19 protein-coding genes are annotated in these 20,026 nt (G+C 57.4%); 16 read left to right on the forward strand and 3 right to left on the reverse strand.

The window, feature by feature from the left end; all coding sequences use genetic code 11:
- Positions 1 to 193: 193 nt before the first annotated feature.
- From lsrR to C3406_RS07710, 3 genes are all read left to right on the forward strand, one after another.
- Positions 194 to 1,165, forward strand: a complete 972-nt coding sequence (gene lsrR, locus C3406_RS07695) for a transcriptional regulator LsrR (protein ID WP_103177114.1) — start codon at positions 194 to 196, stop codon at positions 1,163 to 1,165.
- 32 nt (positions 1,166 to 1,197) lie between these two features.
- Positions 1,198 to 2,778, forward strand: a complete 1,581-nt coding sequence (gene lsrK, locus C3406_RS07700; protein WP_103824880.1) for an autoinducer-2 kinase — start codon at positions 1,198 to 1,200, stop codon at positions 2,776 to 2,778.
- Between the two features lie 185 nt (positions 2,779 to 2,963).
- A complete protein-coding gene (locus C3406_RS07710; protein WP_103824882.1) occupies positions 2,964 to 4,985 on the forward strand; it encodes an NADPH-dependent 2,4-dienoyl-CoA reductase in 2,022 nt (673 codons plus the stop codon).
- Between the two features lie 90 nt (positions 4,986 to 5,075).
- On the opposite strand, the gene rlmG is transcribed toward C3406_RS07710, so the two are convergent.
- The gene (gene rlmG, locus C3406_RS07715; RefSeq protein ID WP_103824883.1) at positions 5,076 to 6,212 is read right to left on the reverse strand and encodes a 23S rRNA (guanine(1835)-N(2))-methyltransferase RlmG; all 1,137 of its coding nucleotides are present in this window, start codon (positions 6,210 to 6,212) and stop codon (positions 5,076 to 5,078) included.
- Positions 6,213 to 6,297: 85 nt separating this feature from the next.
- Between rlmG and C3406_RS07720 the strand changes: the two genes are divergently transcribed.
- From C3406_RS07720 to sstT, 4 genes are all read left to right on the forward strand, one after another.
- The gene (locus C3406_RS07720) at positions 6,298 to 6,801 is read left to right on the forward strand and encodes a YgjP-like metallopeptidase domain-containing protein (protein WP_103824884.1); all 504 of its coding nucleotides are present in this window, start codon (positions 6,298 to 6,300) and stop codon (positions 6,799 to 6,801) included.
- Between the two features lie 70 nt (positions 6,802 to 6,871).
- Positions 6,872 to 7,870, forward strand: coding sequence for a Gfo/Idh/MocA family protein (locus tag C3406_RS07725; protein ID WP_103177119.1), 999 nt, complete (start codon positions 6,872 to 6,874; stop codon positions 7,868 to 7,870).
- A 271-nt stretch (positions 7,871 to 8,141) separates the two neighbouring features.
- Complete coding sequence (locus C3406_RS07730; protein WP_103824885.1) at positions 8,142 to 9,110, forward strand: TerC family protein; 969 nt, start codon at positions 8,142 to 8,144, stop codon at positions 9,108 to 9,110.
- Between the two features lie 297 nt (positions 9,111 to 9,407).
- Entirely contained in the window at positions 9,408 to 10,649 is a 1,242-nt protein-coding gene (gene sstT / locus C3406_RS07735) for a serine/threonine transporter SstT (protein ID WP_103824886.1), read from the forward strand.
- Positions 10,650 to 10,735: 86 nt separating this feature from the next.
- Here the strand turns inward: sstT and C3406_RS07740 are convergent, their stop codons facing one another.
- Positions 10,736 to 12,223: a UxaA family hydrolase gene (locus C3406_RS07740; protein WP_103824887.1), complete on the reverse strand. Its 1,488-nt coding sequence runs from the start codon at positions 12,221 to 12,223 to the stop codon at positions 10,736 to 10,738.
- A gap of 17 nt (positions 12,224 to 12,240) precedes the next feature.
- The gene (gene uxaC, locus C3406_RS07745; protein WP_103824888.1) at positions 12,241 to 13,653 is read right to left on the reverse strand and encodes a glucuronate isomerase; all 1,413 of its coding nucleotides are present in this window, start codon (positions 13,651 to 13,653) and stop codon (positions 12,241 to 12,243) included.
- A 471-nt stretch (positions 13,654 to 14,124) separates the two neighbouring features.
- Between uxaC and C3406_RS07750 the strand changes: the two genes are divergently transcribed.
- The 9 genes from C3406_RS07750 (at position 14,125) to C3406_RS07790 (ending at position 19,966) form a co-directional block, all read left to right on the forward strand.
- A complete protein-coding gene (locus C3406_RS07750) occupies positions 14,125 to 15,423 on the forward strand; it encodes an MFS transporter (RefSeq protein WP_103824889.1) in 1,299 nt (432 codons plus the stop codon).
- A gap of 177 nt (positions 15,424 to 15,600) precedes the next feature.
- The gene (gene exuR / locus C3406_RS07755) at positions 15,601 to 16,377 is read left to right on the forward strand and encodes a transcriptional regulator ExuR (RefSeq protein WP_103824890.1); all 777 of its coding nucleotides are present in this window, start codon (positions 15,601 to 15,603) and stop codon (positions 16,375 to 16,377) included.
- A 350-nt stretch (positions 16,378 to 16,727) separates the two neighbouring features.
- A complete protein-coding gene (yqjA, locus tag C3406_RS07760; protein WP_059307126.1) occupies positions 16,728 to 17,390 on the forward strand; it encodes a DedA family general envelope maintenance protein YqjA in 663 nt (220 codons plus the stop codon).
- A 4-nt stretch (positions 17,391 to 17,394) separates the two neighbouring features.
- Positions 17,395 to 17,778 carry an EnvZ/OmpR regulon moderator MzrA gene (gene mzrA, locus C3406_RS07765; RefSeq protein WP_103180990.1) on the forward strand — a complete coding sequence of 128 codons (384 nt, stop codon included), beginning with the start codon at positions 17,395 to 17,397 and terminating at the stop codon, positions 17,776 to 17,778.
- A gap of 154 nt (positions 17,779 to 17,932) precedes the next feature.
- Positions 17,933 to 18,301, forward strand: a complete 369-nt coding sequence (locus C3406_RS07770) for a DUF1090 domain-containing protein (protein ID WP_103824891.1) — start codon at positions 17,933 to 17,935, stop codon at positions 18,299 to 18,301.
- Positions 18,302 to 18,330: 29 nt separating this feature from the next.
- Positions 18,331 to 18,636, forward strand: a complete 306-nt coding sequence (locus C3406_RS07775) for an ElaB/YgaM/YqjD family protein (RefSeq protein WP_103177129.1) — start codon at positions 18,331 to 18,333, stop codon at positions 18,634 to 18,636.
- 2 nt (positions 18,637 to 18,638) lie between these two features.
- A complete protein-coding gene (locus C3406_RS07780; RefSeq protein ID WP_103177130.1) occupies positions 18,639 to 19,037 on the forward strand; it encodes a phage holin family protein in 399 nt (132 codons plus the stop codon).
- A complete protein-coding gene (locus C3406_RS07785; protein ID WP_103824892.1) occupies positions 19,034 to 19,348 on the forward strand; it encodes a YqjK-like family protein in 315 nt (104 codons plus the stop codon). Before C3406_RS07780 ends, C3406_RS07785 begins: the two co-directional genes overlap by 4 nt.
- 225 nt (positions 19,349 to 19,573) lie before the next feature.
- Complete coding sequence (locus tag C3406_RS07790; protein WP_168194671.1) at positions 19,574 to 19,966, forward strand: DoxX family protein; 393 nt, start codon at positions 19,574 to 19,576, stop codon at positions 19,964 to 19,966.
- Positions 19,967 to 20,026: the final 60 nt, after the last annotated feature.

The raw sequence follows: 20,026 nt of genomic DNA on the forward strand, positions 1-20,026 counted from the left end.
ATGATTTTTGAAATTAATAATGTTCAAAAGCGTAGACGGTGAACTATATTTACAACCGTGCAGGGATCACAGTTTTATGGATATGATCCCGATAATGCTGAAACATTCCGGAATATCCGTTTTGCCGTGTGGCTCACAGATTCAAGCTGCGGCAAAGCGAACATATGATCTAAATTTTGATAAGAGTTCAAATATGGCTGAGAAACGCGTTGCCGAAGAGGGACGATTTGCCGGACTGGCACTGACGGAAGAGGAACTGGTGGCGCGCGTGGCGTGGTGCTACTACCACGACGGCCTGACGCAGAACGATATCGGCGAGCGGCTGGGTTTACCGCGGCTCAAGATTTCGCGGCTGCTGGAAAAGGGTCGACAGTCGGGGGTGATCCGCGTGCAGATCAACTCCCGCTACGAAGGGTGTCTGGCGCTGGAGACCGCGCTCCAGCAGCGTTTCGGCCTGAAGCTGGTGCGTGTCCTGCCCGCTCTGAATACCCCGGCGATGAGCGTGCGCTTAGGGATTGGCGCCGCGCAGTCGTTAATGGGCGTGCTGGAGCCGGGGCAACTGCTGGCGGTGGGATTTGGTGAAACCACCATGAGCTGCATTCAGCACTTAAGCGGCTTTATCAGCTCCCAGCAGGTGCGGCTGGTGACCCTCTCCGGCGGCGTCGGGCCCTATATGACCGGCATTGGTCAGCTGGATGCCGCCTGCAGCGTCAGCATGATCCCCGCCCCGCTGCGGGTCTCCTCCGCAGAAGTGGCCGGGATCCTGAAGCGGGAAACCAGCGTGCGGGATGTGATCCTCGCCGCCACCGCCGCCGACGCCGCCGTGGTCGGTATTGGCGCCGTAAACCAGCGCCGGGATGCCACCATCTTGCGCTCCGGCTACATCAGCGAAGGGGAACAGCTGATGTTTGCCCGCAAAGGGGCGGTGGGCGACATCCTGGGCTATTTCCTCAATGCCGAGGGAGAGCGGGTATCGGATCTGGAGATCCACCGTGAATTACTGGGCGTCACCCTCGATGAACTGGCGCAGTTGCCCACCATCGTTGGCGTCGCCGGAGGAGAAGAGAAAGCCGATGCGATTTATGCCGCACTGAAGGGTCGCCGTATCAATGGCCTGGTGACGGAAGAGACGACAGCCCGCGCGGTGCTGGCTCTGGCCGGATAAGAGTCGCCCTGCGCCTGACACGAGGCAAGCTCATGAGTTACCTTTTAGCGTTAGATGCAGGGACAGGCAGCGTTCGCGCCGTGGTGTTTGATCTCCAGGGCAACCAGATAGCCGTCGGCCAGGCCGAATGGAAACACCTGAGCGTGGAGAACGTCCCCGGCTCGATGGAGTTCGACCTCGACACCAACTGGCGGCTGGCCTGCCAGTGTATTCACCAGGCGCTGGAGCGGGCGCACCTGAGCGCGGCGGATATCCAGTCCGTCGCCTGCTGCTCAATGCGCGAGGGGATTGTCCTCTACGACCGCAACGGCGACGCCATCTGGGCCTGCGCCAACGTCGATGCCCGCGCCAGCCGCGAAGTGGCTGAACTCAAAGAGATCCACGATTACCGCTTTGAATCCGAAGTGTATGACGTCTCCGGCCAGACCCTGGCCCTGAGCGCCATGCCGCGCCTGCTCTGGCTGGCGCACCATCGCCCGGATATTTATCGCAACGCGGCGACCATCACCATGATCAGCGACTGGCTGGCGGCGAAGCTCTCCGGCGAGCTGGCGGTTGACCCGTCCAACGCGGGTACTACCGGCATGCTGGATTTGTTCTCCCGCGACTGGCGGCCAGCGCTGCTGGACATGGCCGGGCTGCGGGCCGATATCCTTTCGCCGGTCAAAGAGACGGGCACCGTGCTGGGCGCCGTCACCCGGGAGGCGGCGCAGCAGTCGGGCCTGCGGGAAGGCACGCCGGTGGTGATGGGCGGCGGCGATGTGCAGCTGGGCTGTCTGGGCCTGGGGGTAGTCCGCGCCGGGCAAACCGCGGTGCTGGGCGGCACCTTCTGGCAGCAGGTGGTCAACCTGCCGCAGGTGCGCACCGATCCGCAGATGAACATCCGCGTGAATCCGCACGTCATTCCGGGTATGGCCCAGGCGGAGTCGATCAGCTTCTTCACCGGGCTGACCATGCGCTGGTTCCGCGACGCCTTCTGCGCCGAAGAGAAGCTGATTGCCGAACGCATGGGGATGGACACCTACGCCCTGATGGAGGAGATGGCCAGCCGGGTACCGGCGGGCTCTCACGGGGTGATGCCGATCTTCTCCGACGCCATGCACTTTAAGCAGTGGTATCACGCTGCGCCGTCGTTTATTAACCTCTCCATCGACCCCGAAAAATGCAATAAGGCTACCCTGTTCCGCGCCCTGGAGGAGAATGCGGCGATTGTCTCCGCCTGTAACCTGGCGCAGATTTCGCAGTTCTCCGGCGTCACCTTTGACAGCCTGGTGTTTGCTGGCGGCGGCGCGAAAGGAGCGCTGTGGAGCCAGATCTTAAGCGACGTTACCGGCCTGCCGGTGCGGGTGCCGGAGGTGAAAGAAGCCACCGCGCTGGGCTGCGCCATCGCCGCCGGGAGCGGCGCCGGGCTGTATGGTGATATGGCTGCCACGGGCGAGTCGCTGGTGAAATGGAGCCGGGAGTTCACCCCCAATCCGGCGCACCGGGAGCTGTACGACGGCATGATGCAGAAGTGGCAGGCGGTCTATGCCGACCAGCTCGGGCTGGTGGACAGCGGGCTGACAACGTCGATGTGGCAGGCACCGGGGCTGGTGCGCGCAACGGCGCCGTAAAAAACGCCGGATGGCGCTGCGCTTATCCGGTCTACGGTTTTGTAGCCCCGGTAAGCGCAGCGCCACCGGGGAAGTTCTTTGAGATCTATCACAATCATTCGATTCCGCTTTTACCTTTCTTCTGCCGCTGGCTAAATTAGTAACTCATCCGACCACATAACAATAATTTTACACTGGAAGAGACTATGAGCCGTTACCCGTCGCTATTCGCCCCCCTCGATCTGGGCTTCACCACCCTGAAAAACCGCGTGTTAATGGGCTCGATGCATACCGGGCTGGAGGAGCGGCCGGACGGTGCTGAGCGGCTGGCTGCCTTCTATGCCGAGCGTGCCCGTCACGGGGTGGCGCTCATCGTCACTGGCGGTGTGGCCCCTGCGCCATCCGGGGTGGCGATGGAGGGCGGCGCGGTGCTGAACGATGCGGCACAGCTGCCCCATCACCGAATCGTGACCGATGCCGTCCACCAGGAAGGCGGTAAAATCGCCCTGCAAATTCTGCATACCGGGCGCTACAGCTATCAGCCAAACCCGGTGGCCCCGTCGGCGATCCAGGCTCCGATCAACCGCTTTAAGCCGCAAGCGCTGACCCACGACGAGATCCTGACCCTGATCGATGACTTCGCCCGCTGTGCGGCGCTGGCGCGCGAGGCGGGTTACGACGGCGTGGAGGTGATGGGCTCCGAAGGCTATCTGATTAACGAATTTCTCGCCGCACGCACCAATCAGCGCGAGGACGAATGGGGCGGCGACTATGCCCGCCGGATGCGCTTTGCCGTGGATGTGGTACGCGCCGTCCGTGAGCGCGCCGGAAGCGACTTTATTATTATCTTCCGCCTGTCGATGCTGGATCTGGTGGAGGGCGGCGGCACCTTCGATGAAACCGTCCAGCTGGCGCAGGCCATAGAAGCGGCGGGCGCGACCATCATCAACACCGGGATCGGCTGGCATGAAGCACGCATTCCGACCATCGCCACCCCGGTGCCGCGCGCGGCGTTTAGCTGGGTGACCCGCAGGCTGAAAGGCAAAGTGTCGATCCCGCTGGTGACCACCAACCGCATTAACGATCCGCAAGTCGCAGACGATCTGCTGGCGAATGGCGATGCCGATATGGTGTCGATGGCGCGGCCCTTCCTCGCCGATGCGGAGATCCTCTCCAAAGCGCAAAGCGGCCGTGCGGATGAGATCAACACCTGTATCGGCTGCAACCAGGCCTGTCTGGATCAGATCTTCGTCGGCAAAGTCACCTCCTGCCTGGTGAACCCGCGCGCCTGTCACGAAACCCGCATGCCCATCGTGCCGGCCATCAACAAAAAGCGGCTGGCGGTGGTGGGCGCAGGCCCGGCGGGGCTGGCATTTGCGGTGAATGCTGCCTCGCGCGGGCACAGCGTCACGCTGTTTGATGCCGCCGCTGAGATTGGCGGGCAGTTTAATATCGCCAAGCAGATCCCCGGCAAAGAGGAGTTCTATGAGACGCTGCGCTACTACCGCCGGATGATCGAGGTTACCGGCGTGGATCTGCGGCTCAACCAATGGGTGACCGCGGACGATCTCGCCGACTTTGACGAAACGATCCTCGCCAGCGGGATCGCCCCGCGTCTGCCTGCGATCGAGGGCATCGATCATCCGAAAGTGCTGAGCTACCTCGAGGTGCTACGCGACAAAGCGCCGGTGGGGGATCGGGTGGCAATTATCGGCTGCGGCGGGATCGGCTTTGATACCGCCATGTATCTGAGCCAGACGGGCGAGGCCACCAGCCAGAATATCACGGAATTCTGCGCAGAATGGGGCATCGACACCAGCCTGAATCAGGTGGGGGGCTTGCGTCCGGAAGGGCCACAGCTGCCAAAAAGCCCGCGCCAGATTGTGATGCTGCAACGCAAGGCCAGCAAACCTGGCGAAGGGCTGGGGAAAACCACCGGCTGGATCCATCGCGCCACCCTCCTCGCCCGCGGCGTGAAGATGATCCCGGCGGTGAGTTATCAGAAGATCGACGACGACGGGCTGCATGTGTTGATCGGCGGTGAACCGCAGTTGCTGCCTGTCGATCATGTGATTTTGTGTGCCGGTCAGGAGCCGAAGCGCGATCTGGCCGAGCCGCTGCGCGAGGCGGGCAGAACGGTGCATCTGATTGGCGGGTGTGATGTGGCGATGGAGCTGGATGCCCGGCGGGCGATTGCCCAGGGGACGAAGCTGGCACTGGAGATCTAGGCATTGCCGGGCGGCGCTACGCTTGCACCGTCCTACGGGTTCGGTGCCGTTGTAGGCCCGGTAAGCGTAGCGCCACCGGGCAAAACAATCTTAACGACGACGACCTAACTTGACCGCTTTCAGCACCACGAACTTGTTGTTCGTCGCAATGGTGGTGCAGTTACCGAAGATCTTCTTCAGCTTGTGGAAGTAGTCCAGGTGGCGGTTGGCGACGATATACAGCTCACCGTTGATTTTCAGGCAGCGGCGCGCGTGGTGGAACATCTCCCAAGCGACATTATCGGTCAGGGCGTGCTTCTGATGGAACGGCGGGTTGCAGAACACGGCGTTGAAGCGGAACGGCTCCACGCCTGAGAGCGCGTTGTTGATCATAAACTCGCAGCGATCCAGCGCCTCTGGCATATTGGTCTCCACGTTGAGACGGCTGGAGGCCACCGCCATCGGCGATTCGTCGCTGAAGACCACGCTGGCCTCCGGGTTCTTCGCCAGCAACGTCAGGCCGATCACCCCGTTACCGCAGCCGAGATCGACGATCTCCCCTTCCAGATTTTCCGGCAAATGCTCGATAAAGAAACGCGCCCCGATATCCAGCCCGGTACGGGAGAAGACGTTGGCGTGGTTGTGGATGGTCCAGTCGGTGCCTTCCAGCTTCCAGCTCAGGGTTTCTGGTGCGTCGGCCAGTTCCGGTGCGCTAAAGGTACAGTTGATGAGGCGCGCTTTTTTCCAGGCAAGCGTAGTGGTGGTAGGCCCCAGCACTTTCTCGAACAGTTCCAGCGTAGAAGTATGGATATCACGCGCTTTAGCACCGGCGATAATGCGCGTCTCTGGCGTCACCACCTTGCGCAGCGCGCGCAGCTGCTGCTCCAGCAACGCCATCGTTTTAGGCACTTTGATCAGCACCACGCCCGGGGCCTGCGGGTAATCCGCCGTGCTGTCGAGGAATTTTACGCTGCCTTCGTCGATGTCGTTGTGACGCAGGTTTTCCCGCGTCGCCAGCTCGCTTATGTACGAATCACCGATGCTGTAAGGAGTGTGTTCGGCCAGGGCGCAAGCCAGGGCGCCGAAAGCATCATTCAGGATCAGAACCGGGCCGCTGATTTCGGTCTCATCCAACTGTTGCAGCAGATAGTCATCCGCCGCTTCCCACGCCTGCAGCGGGTTAACGTCGTCCGTTTCCGGGAAACGTTTTAAGTCGAGTGAACGGAAACCGTTGTCTAAGTGGCTCATCGGCCCTCCTGAGTGGTAAAATTTCGGCGTTATCCCTGAAAAGGGTGCGTGAGTATACCCGTTTTCACACTGATGTGGGTTTTTGATGAACCAACTTCCTTATCTCCAGGGCTACCCGGAGCATTTACTTTCTCAGGTTCGTAGCCTGATTGCCGAGCAGAAGCTGGGCGCGGTGCTGGAAAAACGCTATCCGGGCACCCACGATGTCGCCACCGATAAAGCACTCTGGCAGTATACGCAGGATCTCAAAAGCCGTTACCTGAAGAGCGCCCCGCCGATCAATAAGGTGATGTACGACAATAAGATCCACGTCCTGAAGAACGCGCTGGGTCTGCATACCGCCATCTCCCGCGTGCAGGGCGGCAAGCTGAAGGCCAAAGCCGAAATCCGCGTGGCGACCGTGTTTCGCAACGCGCCAGAAGCCTTCTTGCGCATGATCGTGGTGCATGAGCTGGCGCACCTGAAAGAGAAAGAACACGATAAAGCGTTCTATTCCCTCTGCTGCCACATGGAGCCGCAGTACCACCAGCTGGAGTTTGATACCCGGCTGTGGCTGACGCATCTATCGTTAAAGAGTAATGCGGTTTAGCGCACGCGATTTGTCATGATGACGTGCTACAGTGGCTAAAGGTTCCCTGCTACGGAGTACGTAAACGTTTATGATACGTTTCGCAGTCATTGGGACGAACTGGATCACCCGTCAGTTCGTCGATGCCGCCCATGAGACCGGCAAATATAAACTTACCGCAGTCTATTCCCGCAGCCTTGAACAGGCCCAGACCTTTGCGAACGACTACCTCGTCGAGCATCTCTTTACCTCGCTGGAGGAGATGGCGCAAAGCGATGCGATTGACGCGGTTTATATTGCCAGCCCCAACTCTCTGCACTTCCCGCAGACGAAGCTGTTCCTCAGCCATAAAAAACATGTGATTTGCGAGAAGCCGCTGGCCTCAAATATCGATGAGGTTGAAGCCGCCATTGCCCTTGCGCGAGAAAACCAGGTGGTGCTGTTTGAAGCCTTCAAAACCGCCAGCCTGCCGAATTTCCTGCTGCTGCAGCAGTCGCTGTCGAAAGTGGGCCGCATCCGCAAAGCCTTTATTAACTACTGCCAGTACTCGTCGCGCTACCAGCGCTACCTGGACGGCGAGAATCCGAACACCTTTAATCCGCAGTTCTCCAACGGCTCGATTATGGATATCGGTTTCTACTGCCTGGCCTCGGCGGTGGCGCTGTGGGGCGAGCCGCACCGGGTGCAGGCGACCGCCAGCCTGCTGGAAAGCGGCGTGGATGCCCACGGTCTGGTGGTGCTGGACTACGGCGATTTCAGCGTCACGCTGCAGCACTCCAAGGTGAGTGACTCGGTGCTGCCAAGCGAGATCCAGGGCGAGAACGGCGCGCTGGTGATCGAGAAGATCTCTGAGTGCCAGAAGCTGAGCTACGTCCCGCGCGGCGGCAAGCCTCAGGAACTGACGCAGCCTCAGCATATCAACACTATGCTGTATGAGGCAGAGGTGTTCGCGCGTCTGGTCGAAACCCAGGAAGTTAACCATCCGGGCCTTGCGGTGAGCCGTACCACGGCGAAGCTGCAAACCGAGATCCGTCGCCAGACAGGGGTGGTTTTCCCGGCTGACGGCCTTAACGCAGAAGTTACCGCGTAAAGCTGTGTAATGAATTCGTGCGGGCCATTGACGAAACCAGTGGCCTGACATATTTTGTTACCTGCAAAGGGGAGTAACTTCCTGGTCGGTGGATCGTCATTACGATGCGTGTAATACCGCATCCGGTCGCCGGGCAACGAAAAAGGAATACGTGAGCGTATTCCTTTCTTGTTGTAAGTGAGACCTTGCCGGAAGGCGAGGTCTATGCACAAAAAACGCAACGGCTATCGTCTTCTGACGTTAGCCGTTTTTTTTGTGGAAGGAAAATTGTATGAATACTGTCGGTACTCCGCTGATGTGGGGAGGATTCGCCATCGTTGTGGTCATCATGCTGGCGATCGATCTCTTTTTGCAGGGTCGGCGCGGCGCGCATGGCATGACCATGAAGCAGGCGGCCGCCTGGTCGCTGGTGTGGGTCACGCTCTCCCTGCTCTTCTGTGCCGCCTTCTGGTGGTATCTCTCCATTACGCAAGGCCGCGCGGTGGCCGATCCCCAGGCGCTGGCGTTCCTCACCGGCTATCTGATTGAAAAAGCCCTGGCGGTGGATAACGTCTTCGTCTGGCTGATGCTGTTCAGCTATTTTGCGGTGCCTGCAGCCTTGCAGCGTCGGGTGCTGGTGTATGGCGTGCTGGGCGCGATCGTGTTGCGTACCATCATGATCTTTGCCGGTAGCTGGCTCATTACCCAGTTTGAATGGCTGCTCTATGTTTTCGGCGCCTTCCTGCTCTTTACCGGCGTGAAGATGGCGCTGGCGAAGGAAGATGAAACCGGTATTGGCGAGAAGCCGCTGGTACGCTGGCTGCGTGGTCATATGCGTATGACCGACACCATCGAAAGCGAGCACTTCTTCGTGCGTAAAAACGGCCTGCTGTTTGCCACGCCGCTGCTGCTGGTGCTGATCATGGTGGAGCTGAGCGATGTGATTTTCGCGGTCGACAGTATTCCGGCGATCTTCGCGGTGACCACTGACCCGTTCATCGTGCTGACCTCAAACCTGTTTGCGATCCTCGGCCTGCGTGCGATGTACTTCCTGCTGGCGGGCGTGGCGGAGCGCTTCTCAATGCTGAAGTATGGTCTGTCGGTGATCCTGGTCTTTATCGGCATTAAGATGTTGATTGTCGATTTCTATCACATCCCGATCGCCATCTCGCTGGGCGTGGTGTTTGGCATCCTGGTTGTGACCCTGCTTATCAACGCCTGGGTGAACCACCAGAACGATAAGAAGCGGCAGATCCAGTAAGGGATTGTGCGGTCTGGTGCCCGGCGGCGCGACGCTTGCCGGGCCTACGGTTTTTTAGGTCGGGTAAGCGCAGCGCCACCCGGCATTACAACACGCAGCGGAGTAAAACGCGCTACCCGGCAAAAATGTAACAAGACAGTTAAAAAATATGACGCAGTACGTAAATTCCAGCATTTTGCTCTTCCCAGACTTCACGCATTCAATATACTCATCCTGACAAACACACACCTCTAACCGGAATATAAGTGCCTGAGAGCATCTCCGGGACGGAACGCAATTTCACTGAAGGAATTTCCTATGACCACACAATCTTCTGGTCTGCTCGCGCGTCTGACGCAGGGCAGCCTTGTTAAACAAATACTGGTAGGCCTGGTGCTGGGTATTTTACTGGCACTGGTTTCCAAACCGGCGGCCATTGCTACCGGCCTGCTCGGCACGCTTTTCGTTGGCGCGTTAAAAGCCGTCGCACCGGTACTGGTGCTGATGCTGGTTATGGCCTCTATTGCCAACCACCAGCATGGCCAGAAAACCAACATTCGCCCGATTCTGTTCCTTTATCTGCTGGGTACTTTCTCTGCCGCGCTGACAGCAGTGGTCTTTAGCTTCCTCTTCCCGTCCACGCTGCACCTCACCTCTGCGGCGGGTGATATCACTTCGCCATCGGGCATCGTGGAAGTGCTTCGCGGCCTGCTGATGAGCATGGTCTCTAACCCGATCGACGCACTGCTGAATGCTAACTACATCGGCATTCTGGTGTGGGCCATTGGTCTGGGCTTTGCCCTGCGCCACGGTAACGAGACCACCAAAAACCTGGTTAACGATATGTCCAACGCGGTGACCTTTATGGTGAAAGTGGTGATCCGCTTTGCGCCGATCGGTATCTTCGGCCTGGTCTCCTCCACGCTGGCGACAACCGGGTTTGATACTCTGTGGGGCTACGCGCAACTGCTGCTGGTGCTGATTGGCTGTATGCTGCTGGTGGCACTGGTGATTAACCCGCTGCTGGTATTCTGGCAGATCCGCCGTAACCCGTACCCACTGGTGCTGATGTGCCTGCGTGAGAGCGGCGTTTATGCCTTCTTTACCCGCAGCTCTGCGGCAAACATTCCGGTGAACATGGCGCTGGCCGAGAAGCTGAACCTGGATCGTGACACTTACTCTGTCTCTATTCCGCTGGGCGCGACCGTCAATATGGCGGGTGCGGCGATCACCATCACCGTGCTGACCTTAGCGGCGGTGCATACTCTGGGTGTCCCGGTGGATCTGCCGACCGCGCTGCTGCTGAGCGTCGTGGCATCGCTGTGCGCCTGTGGTGCATCGGGCGTTGCGGGCGGTTCTCTGCTGCTGATCCCGCTGGCCTGTAACATGTTCGGTATTCCAAATGAAGTGGCGATGCAGGTTGTGGCAGTGGGCTTTATCATTGGCGTGCTGCAGGATTCCTGCGAAACCGCGCTGAACTCCTCTACCGACGTGCTGTTCACCGCCGCGGCGTGTCAGGCTGAAGATGCGCGTCTGGCTAAGAACGCTTTACGTAGTTAATAAAAAAGCCCGGTGGCGGCTACGCCTTACCGGGCCTGATTTTGGTTCGTAGGTCGGGTAAGCGTTAGCGCCACCCGACACCACACCTACAGCGTCACACCACTCTTAAAGATCGCCAGCTCGCGGAAGTCGTTTTTCTCGTTGCAGGCCTGTTTGCCATTGGCGATATCCACAATCACATCCACGAATTCCGTTAACAGCTGCGGCATCGCTTTGCCGTGGATCAGCTGACCGGCATCGAAATCGATCCAGTGCTTTTTCTTCGCCGCCAGCTCGCTGTTGGTGGCAATTTTCACCGTTGGCACAAAGCCGCCGTACGGGGTGCCGCGACCGGTGCTGAACAGCACCATATGGCAGCCTGCACCCGCCAGGGCGCTGGTAGCAACGGCATCGTTACCCGGCGCGCTTAGCAGGTTCAGACCTGGCGTGCTCAACCGCTCGCCGTAGCGCAGGACGTCCACCACCTGGCTGGCACCCGCTTTCTGGGTACAGCCGAGGGATTTCTCTTCCAGCGTGGTGATCCCGCCCGCCTTGTTGCCCGGGGATGGGTTCTCGTAAATCGGCTGGTTGTGGGCGATAAAGTACTGCTTGAAGTCGTTGACCATGGTGACGGTCTTTTCAAACGTCGCTTCATCGCGGCAGTGGCTCATCAAAATGCGCTCGGCACCGAACATCTCCGGCACTTCGGTCAGCACGGTGGTGCCGCCGTTGCTGATGACATAATCAGAGAACTGACCCAGCATCGGGTTAGCGGTAATGCCGGACAGCCCATCCGAGCCGCCGCACTCCAGACCAAACTTCAGCTCGCTCAGCTTGCCTGGCTCACGCTTATCATGGCGCATCGCCTCATACAGCTCATGCAGATGCTCCAGACCGGCTTCCACTTCATCTTCCTGATGCTGGCACACCATAAAGTGAACGCGGGCAGGGTCGAAATCCCCCAGCGTTTCACGGAAGGCATCCACCTGGTTGTTTTCACAACCGAGGCCAATCACCAGTACCGCCCCGGCGTTCGGGTGGCGGACCATGTTTTGCAGCATGGTGCGGGTGTTGATGTGGTCGTCACCTAGCTGGGAACAGCCGTAGGTGTGGCTGAACAGGAAGACGCCGTCGGTGCCTTCCGCCTGGTTAGTCTCTTTCAGGAAGCGGCTCTGGATCTGACGGGCGATGCCGTTGACGCAGCCGACGGTGGGCAGGATCCACAGTTCATTGCGGATCCCCACCTCACCGCTGGCGCGGCGGTAGATCTGAACGTCACGATCTGCCGCCTGGCGGCTCTCAGCCAGCAACTCAGGTTGATAGCTGTACTCATCCAGATCGCTCAGATTGGTGCGCGTATTGTGGGAGTGAATAAATTCACCCGCCGCGATATCCGCCAGGGCATGACCGATAGGCAGACCGTATTTGATAACGTTCTCCCCTTTGGCAATCGGCTGCAGGGCAAACTTGTGCCCGCGCGCCAGATCCTGGCGCAGGGTGACGGTCTGGTTGTCAAACGTCACTTCCAGGCCTTCGCTCAGGTCGGCCAGCGCGACCGCAACGTTATCCAGCGAATGGATTTTGATGTATTGCATATCAACCTCAGACGGCCTTAGTTCAGTTCAATAGCGAAGTAGTCGCGCGCATTGTTAAAGCAGATGTTTCTCACCATTTCGCCCAGCAGTTGGATATCGGCAGGCGCTTCGCCCGCGGTGACCCAGCGGCCAATCATCTGGCACAGAATGCGGCGGAAATATTCATGGCGAGTATAAGAAAGGAAGCTGCGGCTGTCGGTCAGCATGCCAACAAAGCGGCTCAGCAGACCAAGCTGCGCCAGCTGGGTCATCTGACGCTCCATGCCATCTTTCTGGTCGTTGAACCACCAGCCGGAACCGAACTGCATTTTGCCCGGCATCCCTTCGCCCTGGAAGTTACCGATCATGGTGCCCAGCACTTCGTTATCGCGTGGGTTCAGGCAGTAGAGGATGGTTTTTGGCAGCAGATTCTCTTCGTTCTGTTTGCTCAGCAGTTTGGAGAGCTCTTCCGCCAGCGGACGGTCGTTGATGGAGTCGAAACCGACATCGGCACCCAGCAGCTTGAACTGACGCAGGTTGTTGTTGCGCAGCGCGCCAATGTGGTACTGCTGCACCCAGCCGCGACGAGCATATTCTGCCGCCAGCCAGACCAGCACTGCGGTTTTGAACTGCGCCACTTCATGCTCGCTCAAGGTTTCACCCGCCAGGCGGCGCGCCAGGATGCTGTCCAGCTCGGCTTCGTTCGCCTCAGCAAACAGCACCACGTCCAGCGCATGGTCAGACACTTTACAGCCGTGAGCCGCGAAGTGATCCAGACGCTTCGCCAGCGCGGTCTGCAGATCGCCGAAACGGCGGATCTCGGTATCAGAGACTTCACTCAGCTTCGCCATGTAGTCGGCAAAGGTCGCCTGCTCAATGTTGAAGGCTTTATCCGGGCGCCAGCTTGGCAGCACTTTGACGTCAAACGAGCTGTCTTTCGCGACAACGGCGTGATGCTCCAGAGAGTCAATCGGATCGTCGGTGGTACCGACCATCTTCACGTTCATCTGCTTCATGATGCCGCGGGCAGAGAATTTATCCTGGGCCAGCAGCTCATTACATTCGTTCCAGATCTCATCCGCGGTAGACGGAGAGAGCAGCTTGCCGGTGATCCCGAACGGACGGCGCAGCTCCAGATGGGTCCAGTGGTAGAGCGGGTTACCAATGGTGTGCGGCACGGTCGCGGCCCAGGCATCGAATTTTTCACGGTCAGACGCGTCGCCGGTACAGAGGCGTTCAGCCACCCCGTTGGTACGCATGGCGCGCCACTTGTAGTGGTCGCCTTTCAGCCAGATGTCATACAGGTTTTTAAAACGGTAATCTTCGGCAACCTGCTGCGGCGGAAGGTGGCAGTGGTAGTCGAAAATCGGCTGGTCTTTCGCGTAATCATGGTACAGGCGGCGGGCAAATTCGGTATCTAACAGAAAATCTTCAGTCATAAACGGAGTCATGTCGTCATCCTCTTAACGGGCACGTCAGAAAACAGCAATGTTCAGATGCTGCAAAGTTATCACACCAATTTCCAGAGGCCGATGATTTTTTCGTGAGTTAGATCAATAAACGTCGACAAATAATCTACGCCCAAAGGAGTAAACACCGCTCAACACCGCGCCAGCTCTGGCCTGACGCAGCCTCGACATTACCCTTACAATTATTGACACATTTGTGATGTCACTCACCTTTTAAAGTTGTATGACAAGTTATCGTTCTGCCGTCGCAAATTATAAGCCGACGGAATGCATTACCGGTGCCACAGGCGTCGGACTCAGCGGTAAGGATACCGAATTATGCACGTTACTTATGGCAAGGTTCGGGCCGTACCGGGAGCATTCCCGGTTACGCCCTCCCGTTGAAAACATCTCACGCAATGCATAGAGATGCCCGTACTCCGGTGCGGCAATAACATAACGATGAGGTTTTACATGCGTAAAATTAAAGGGTTACGTTGGTACATGATCGCACTGGTGACGCTCGGCACCGTGCTGGGCTACCTGACGCGTAATACCATAGCGGCGGCTGCGCCAACGCTGATGGAAGAGTTGCATATCTCCACGCAACAATACTCCTATATTATCGCGGCCTATTCCGCGGCTTATACCATCATGCAGCCGGTAGCAGGCTACGTGCTGGATATTCTGGGTACGAAAGTTGGCTATGCCGTATTCGCCGTCACCTGGGCCATCTTCTGCGGCGCAACCGCGCTGGCAGGCAGCTGGGGTGGTCTGGCGCTGGCCCGTGGCGCGGTAGGTGCTGCGGAAGCGGCGATGATCCCTGCAGGTCTGAAAGCGGCCTCCGAGTGGTTCCCGGCGAAAGAGCGTTCCATCGCGGTGGGCTACTTCAACGTGGGTTCTTCTATCGGCGCGATGATTGCTCCGCCGCTGGTGGTGTGGGCTATCGTGATGCACAGCTGGCAGCTGGCGTTTATTCTCTCCGGCGTGCTGAGCTTCGCCTGGGCGATGTCCTGGCTGATCTTCTACAAACACCCGCGCGATCAGAAGAAGCTCTCTGATGAAGAACGCGACTACATCATCGGCGGCCAGGAGTCCCAGCACCAGACCAATAACGGCAAGAAGATGTCTGTCCTGCAGATCCTGGGTACCCGTCAGTTCTGGGGTATCGCCCTGCCGCGCTTCCTGGCTGAGCCTGCATGGGGGACGTTCAACGCCTGGATCCCGCTGTTCATGTTTAAAGTTTACGGCTTTAACCTGAAAGAGATCGCCATGTTCGCCTGGATGCCAATGCTGTTCGCAGACCTGGGCTGTATCGTCGGGGGTTACCTGCCACCGCTGTTCCAGCGCTGGTTCGGCGTGAACCTGATTGTCTCCCGTAAGATGGTTGTGACCATGGGTGCCTTGCTGATGATTGGCCCGGGGATGATTGGTCTGTTCACCAGCCCTTATGTCGCAATTGCGCTGCTGTGCGTCGGGGGCTTTGCGCACCAGTCTCTCTCCGGTGCGCTGATCACCCTCTCTTCTGACGTCTTCGGTCGTAACGAAGTGGCGACCGCTAACGGCCTGACCGGGATGGCAGCCTGGACCGCCAGCACCCTGTTCGCCCTGGTGGTCGGTGCGCTGGCTGACACCATCGGCTTTAGCCCGCTGTTCGCAGTACTGGCTGTCTTCGACCTGCTGGGGGCGGTGCTTATCTGGACGGTGCTGAAAAGCAAGTCCGCAGAGGAGCTGTTGCAAGAGTCCGTTGGAAGGCCCGCGACTCAGAGCTAGATTTATTGCCGGGTGGCGCTTCGCTTACCCGGCCTACTAAACCGCCAGGGCGCGCAAGCGAAGCGCGACCTGGTATATAAAAGCCGCCCCCGAGCGGCTTTTTTGCGGGTCAAATCTGGAGAGAAAGGGGTAAAAGTGGTATAACAAATCATTAGCCATACCCTGCCTGGAGCGCATATGGAAATCAACGAACCCCGTCGTCTTTATCAGCAACTTGCTGCCGAGCTGAAATCGCGCATCGAGCAAGGCGTTTATCTGGTAGGCGACAAATTACCTGCCGAGCGTTTTATCGCTGATGAGAAGAGCGTAAGCCGCACCGTGGTTCGTGAAGCCATCATCATGCTGGAAGTGGAAGGCTATGTTGAAGTGCGTAAAGGTTCCGGCATTCATGTTATCTCCAGCCAGCCAAAACACTCCCCGGCCCCGGAAGAAAATCTGGAATTTGCCAATTACGGTCCCTTTGAGCTGCTCCAGGCTCGTCAGCTTATTGAGAGTAATATCGCCGAGTTTGCGGCGACGCAGGTGACCAAGCAGGACATCATGAAGCTGATGGAGATCCAGGACAACGCGCGTAAAGAGAAATGCTTCCGCGACTCCGAGTGGGACCTGCAGTTTCATGTCCAGGTGGCGCTGGCGACGCAAAACACCGCGCTTGCGGCAATCGTCGAAAAAATGTGGACTCAGCGCGTTCATAACCCGTACTGGAAAAAACTGCACGATCACATCGATTCCCGCACCGTGGATAACTGGTGTGACGATCATGACCAAATCCTTAAGGCGCTGATTCGTAAAGACCCGCATGCAGCAAAAGTGGCGATGTGGCAGCACCTCGAGAACACCAAACAGATGTTGTTCAATGAAACCAGTGACGACTTCGAATTTAACGCTGACCGCTATCTTTTTGCTGAGAATCCGGTGGTTCACCTCGATAGCGCCGTCAGTCACGCAAAATAGTTTTCTTCACGCATCGGCAGGCGCTTCGCTGCGCCTTCCGGCCACGGTGGGTAAGTAAACATATATAGTGTCAGCCTTTGTAAATAGCCTCGCGTCTCCTCCCTGGGTTAAGACAAAATCTATCTGCGGTACATGCAAATACTGTGACGGATCCCATTGGCGTTTGTTACAATTAGATGCAATTTGCCGTTTAGCTTGTTAGTTAGTGCTTGCTTACTTAGCCATTTAACAGGGAACAGTTTGGCCACACACTGTGTGCGCGAGCGACCATAATGAAATTATAAAAAATGTCGCCGTGCTGTTTGACCCGGTTGACAGGTGCGTCGTTAACCGCTTTCCAGGAACACTGAATGGAACTTTTGACCCAACTACTTAATGCCTTATGGGCTCAGGATTTCGAAACGCTGGCCAATCCGTCCATGATTGGCATGCTCTATTTTGTCCTGTTTATGATTCTGTTTCTTGAAAACGGTCTGCTTCCTGCCGCTTTCCTGCCTGGCGATAGTCTGCTGGTGCTGGTGGGTGTGCTGTGCGCAAAAGGGGCAATGCAATTTCCGCAAACCGTCCTGCTGCTGACCATTGCCGCCAGCCTCGGCTGCTGGTTGAGCTATATCCAGGGGCGATGGCTTGGCAATACGCGTATCGTGCAGAACTGGCTATCGCACCTGCCGGCACACTATCATCAGCGGGCGCATCACCTGTTCCACAAGCACGGGCTTTCTGCGCTGCTGGTGGGCCGCTTTATCGCCTTTGTCCGCACCCTGCTGCCAACCATTGCCGGTCTGTCTGGTCTTAGCAGCACGCGCTTTCAGTTCTTTAACTGGATGAGTGGCTTGCTGTGGGTGCTGATCCTTACTACGCTGGGTTATCTGCTCGGCAAAACGCCGGTGTTCCTGAAATATGAAGATCAGCTGATGTCCTGCCTGATGCTGCTGCCAGTCGTGCTGCTGGTGTTCGGGCTGATTGGTTCGCTGGTGGTTCTCTGGAAGAAAAAACATGGAAGTCAGGGCTAACGACATGGCCAATCCTAACGCGTCAATGCGCCGTCTCTCTTACGCCATGGTCGCGCTGGTGATGTTCAGCGCCCTGCTGCTGGCCTGGGCGGCGCTGCAAAAACAGGAATCGACGCTGGCGATCCGCGCGGTCAATCAGGGCGTCAGCATGCCGGATGGTTTCTCCATCTGGCATCACCTGGATGCCAACGGCATTCAGTTCAAAAGTATTACCCCGCAGAAAGATGTGCTGCTGATCACCTTCGACTCCAGCGTACAGAGCGCTGCCGCGAAGAAGGTGCTCGATCGCAGCCTGCCGCATGGCTATATCATTGCTCAACAGGATAATGACAATCAGGCGGTGGTCTGGCTGACCCGTCTGCGTGATACATCACGTCTGTTAGGCTAAATTTCCACTAATCTGAATCTTTTCACTTACTTTGGTGATATCCCCGTTTACTTACTATGCTTAAGTACGCGGAGCACCTCTCACACGTACTCCGCACAACTCTGGAATTCGACATTTCCGCAGGTTACGTCGAAAACAATGGAAGGTTTCAACAATGAATTACCGCATCGCCCTGGGCCTCGCCCTTTTTTCTTTGAGCACAGCTTCGTTCGCTTCGTCTCTTTGTCAGGAGAAGGAACAGGATATTCAACGCGAGATCAGTTACGCTGAAAAGCATAACAATCAGAGCAGAATCAACGGATTGAATAAAGCGCTGAGCGAAGTAAAAGCGAACTGTTCCGACGACAAGTTGCGCGCCGATCACCAGCGCAAGATTGCCGAACAGAAAGAAGAGATTGCTGAACGCCGCCGGGATCTGGCGGAGGCAAAGGAGAAAGGCGATGCAGACAAAGTTGCCAAACGTGAGCAGAAACTGCAAGAAGCGCAGAACGAACTGAAAGCGCTGGAGTCTCGCGATTACTGATTTAACGGACATCGTAACAGGAGAGAATCATGTCAAAAGATACCACGTCAGACCATTTACGCGCTGAACTGAAGTCCCTGGCGGATACCCTGGAAGAGGTACTGAGCTCCTCTGGCAATAAGTCGAAAGAAGAGCTGAGCAAACTGCGTAATAAAGCGGAGCAGGCCCTGCACGAAAGCCGCTATCGTCTGGGCGAAACCAGCGATGCACTGGCGAAACAGACCCGTGAGGCCGCCGCGCGCGCTGATGAGTATGTGCGTGAGAATCCGTGGGCCGGCGTAGGTATCGGTGCTGCGGTTGGTGTTGTCATCGGCATGCTGCTTACGCGACGTTAATTATGGAAGATTCACGTCAACCACAAGGGCCCGCAAAAAACGTTCTCGGTATCGGACAGCGGATTTTGACTACTCTCGTCGGCATCGCAGAGACGCGTATCCGGCTGGCAGTGGTCGAACTGGAAGAAGAGAAAGCGAATCTCTTCCAGCTGCTACTGATGCTGGGGTTAACCATGCTCTTCGCCGCCTTTGGCCTGATGAGCCTGATGGTATTGATTATCTGGGCAGTCGATCCGCAGTATCGTCTTAATGTGATGATTGGCACCACCGTGGTGCTGCTGCTTGCTGCTCTGATAGGGGGAATATGGACGATGCGCAAAGTGCGCCAGTCGACCCTGCTACATCATACCCGTAAGGAACTCGCCAACGACCGGTCACTGCTGGAGGATGACAAAAAGTGAGCAGAAGCCGAGCGGAACGTGAGCGAGAAAAGGCATTTTTGCTGAGCCAGATCCAGCAGCAACGGCTGGATCTGTCGGTCGGCAGCCGTGACTGGCTGGAAGCCACGCACAGCTATGACCGCGGGTGGAATATGTTTCTGAACCTGCGGGCGTGGGCGCTGATAGGGAGCAGCCTTCTGGCAGTGAGGGCCGTGCGCCATCCGAATATGCTGATCCGCTGGGCGCGCCGCGGTCTGGGCATCTGGAGCGCGTGGAAGATGATTAAAACCACCCTTACCCAGCAGCAGCTCCGCAAACAAGAAACCCGCTGACGTTTACCCTGCCTCACCCTGTAAAGCGCCTCCTGGCGCTTTACTTTTATCCATTCCTTCCCTTCACATTACTCAATATCTTTGAAGAAGATTGACAGTTTTCCTTGCTAACAATCCCCATTCGCCCCGTTTATGATTCTCTCCATCGACAGCGAGACTGCGGCATCCGCCCGATTTTGCACAACAAATAGTATTTACAGCCCAAGTGGTTCCCTGGAGAGTAAGATGAAAAAATTAGAAGATGTTGGTGTACTGGTAGCGCGCGTTCTGATGCCAATCCTGTTTATTACCGCAGGCTGGAGCAAAATCGGGGGTTACGCCGGCACGCAACAGTATATGGAAGCGATGGGCGTTCCGGGGTTCCTGCTGCCGCTGACCATTCTGCTTGAACTGGGTGGTGGCCTGGCCATTCTGTTCGGTTTCCTGACCCGGACTACCGCACTGTTCACCGCAGGCTTTACCCTGCTGACCGCGTTCCTGTTCCACAGCAACTTTGCGGAAGGGGTGAACTCGCTGATGTTCATGAAAAACCTGACTATCGCAGGCGGTTACCTGCTGCTGGCTATCACCGGCCCGGGTGCATACAGCATCGACCGCGTCCTGAATAAGAAGTGGTAAGCACGCTATACTGAATCAAAAAGCGAGGAGATTTCTCCTCGCTTTTGCTATCTAAGGAGG

The sequence above is a fragment of the Leclercia sp. LSNIH8 genome (assembly GCF_002920195.1).
Classification (GTDB): Bacteria; Pseudomonadota; Gammaproteobacteria; order Enterobacterales; family Enterobacteriaceae; genus Enterobacter.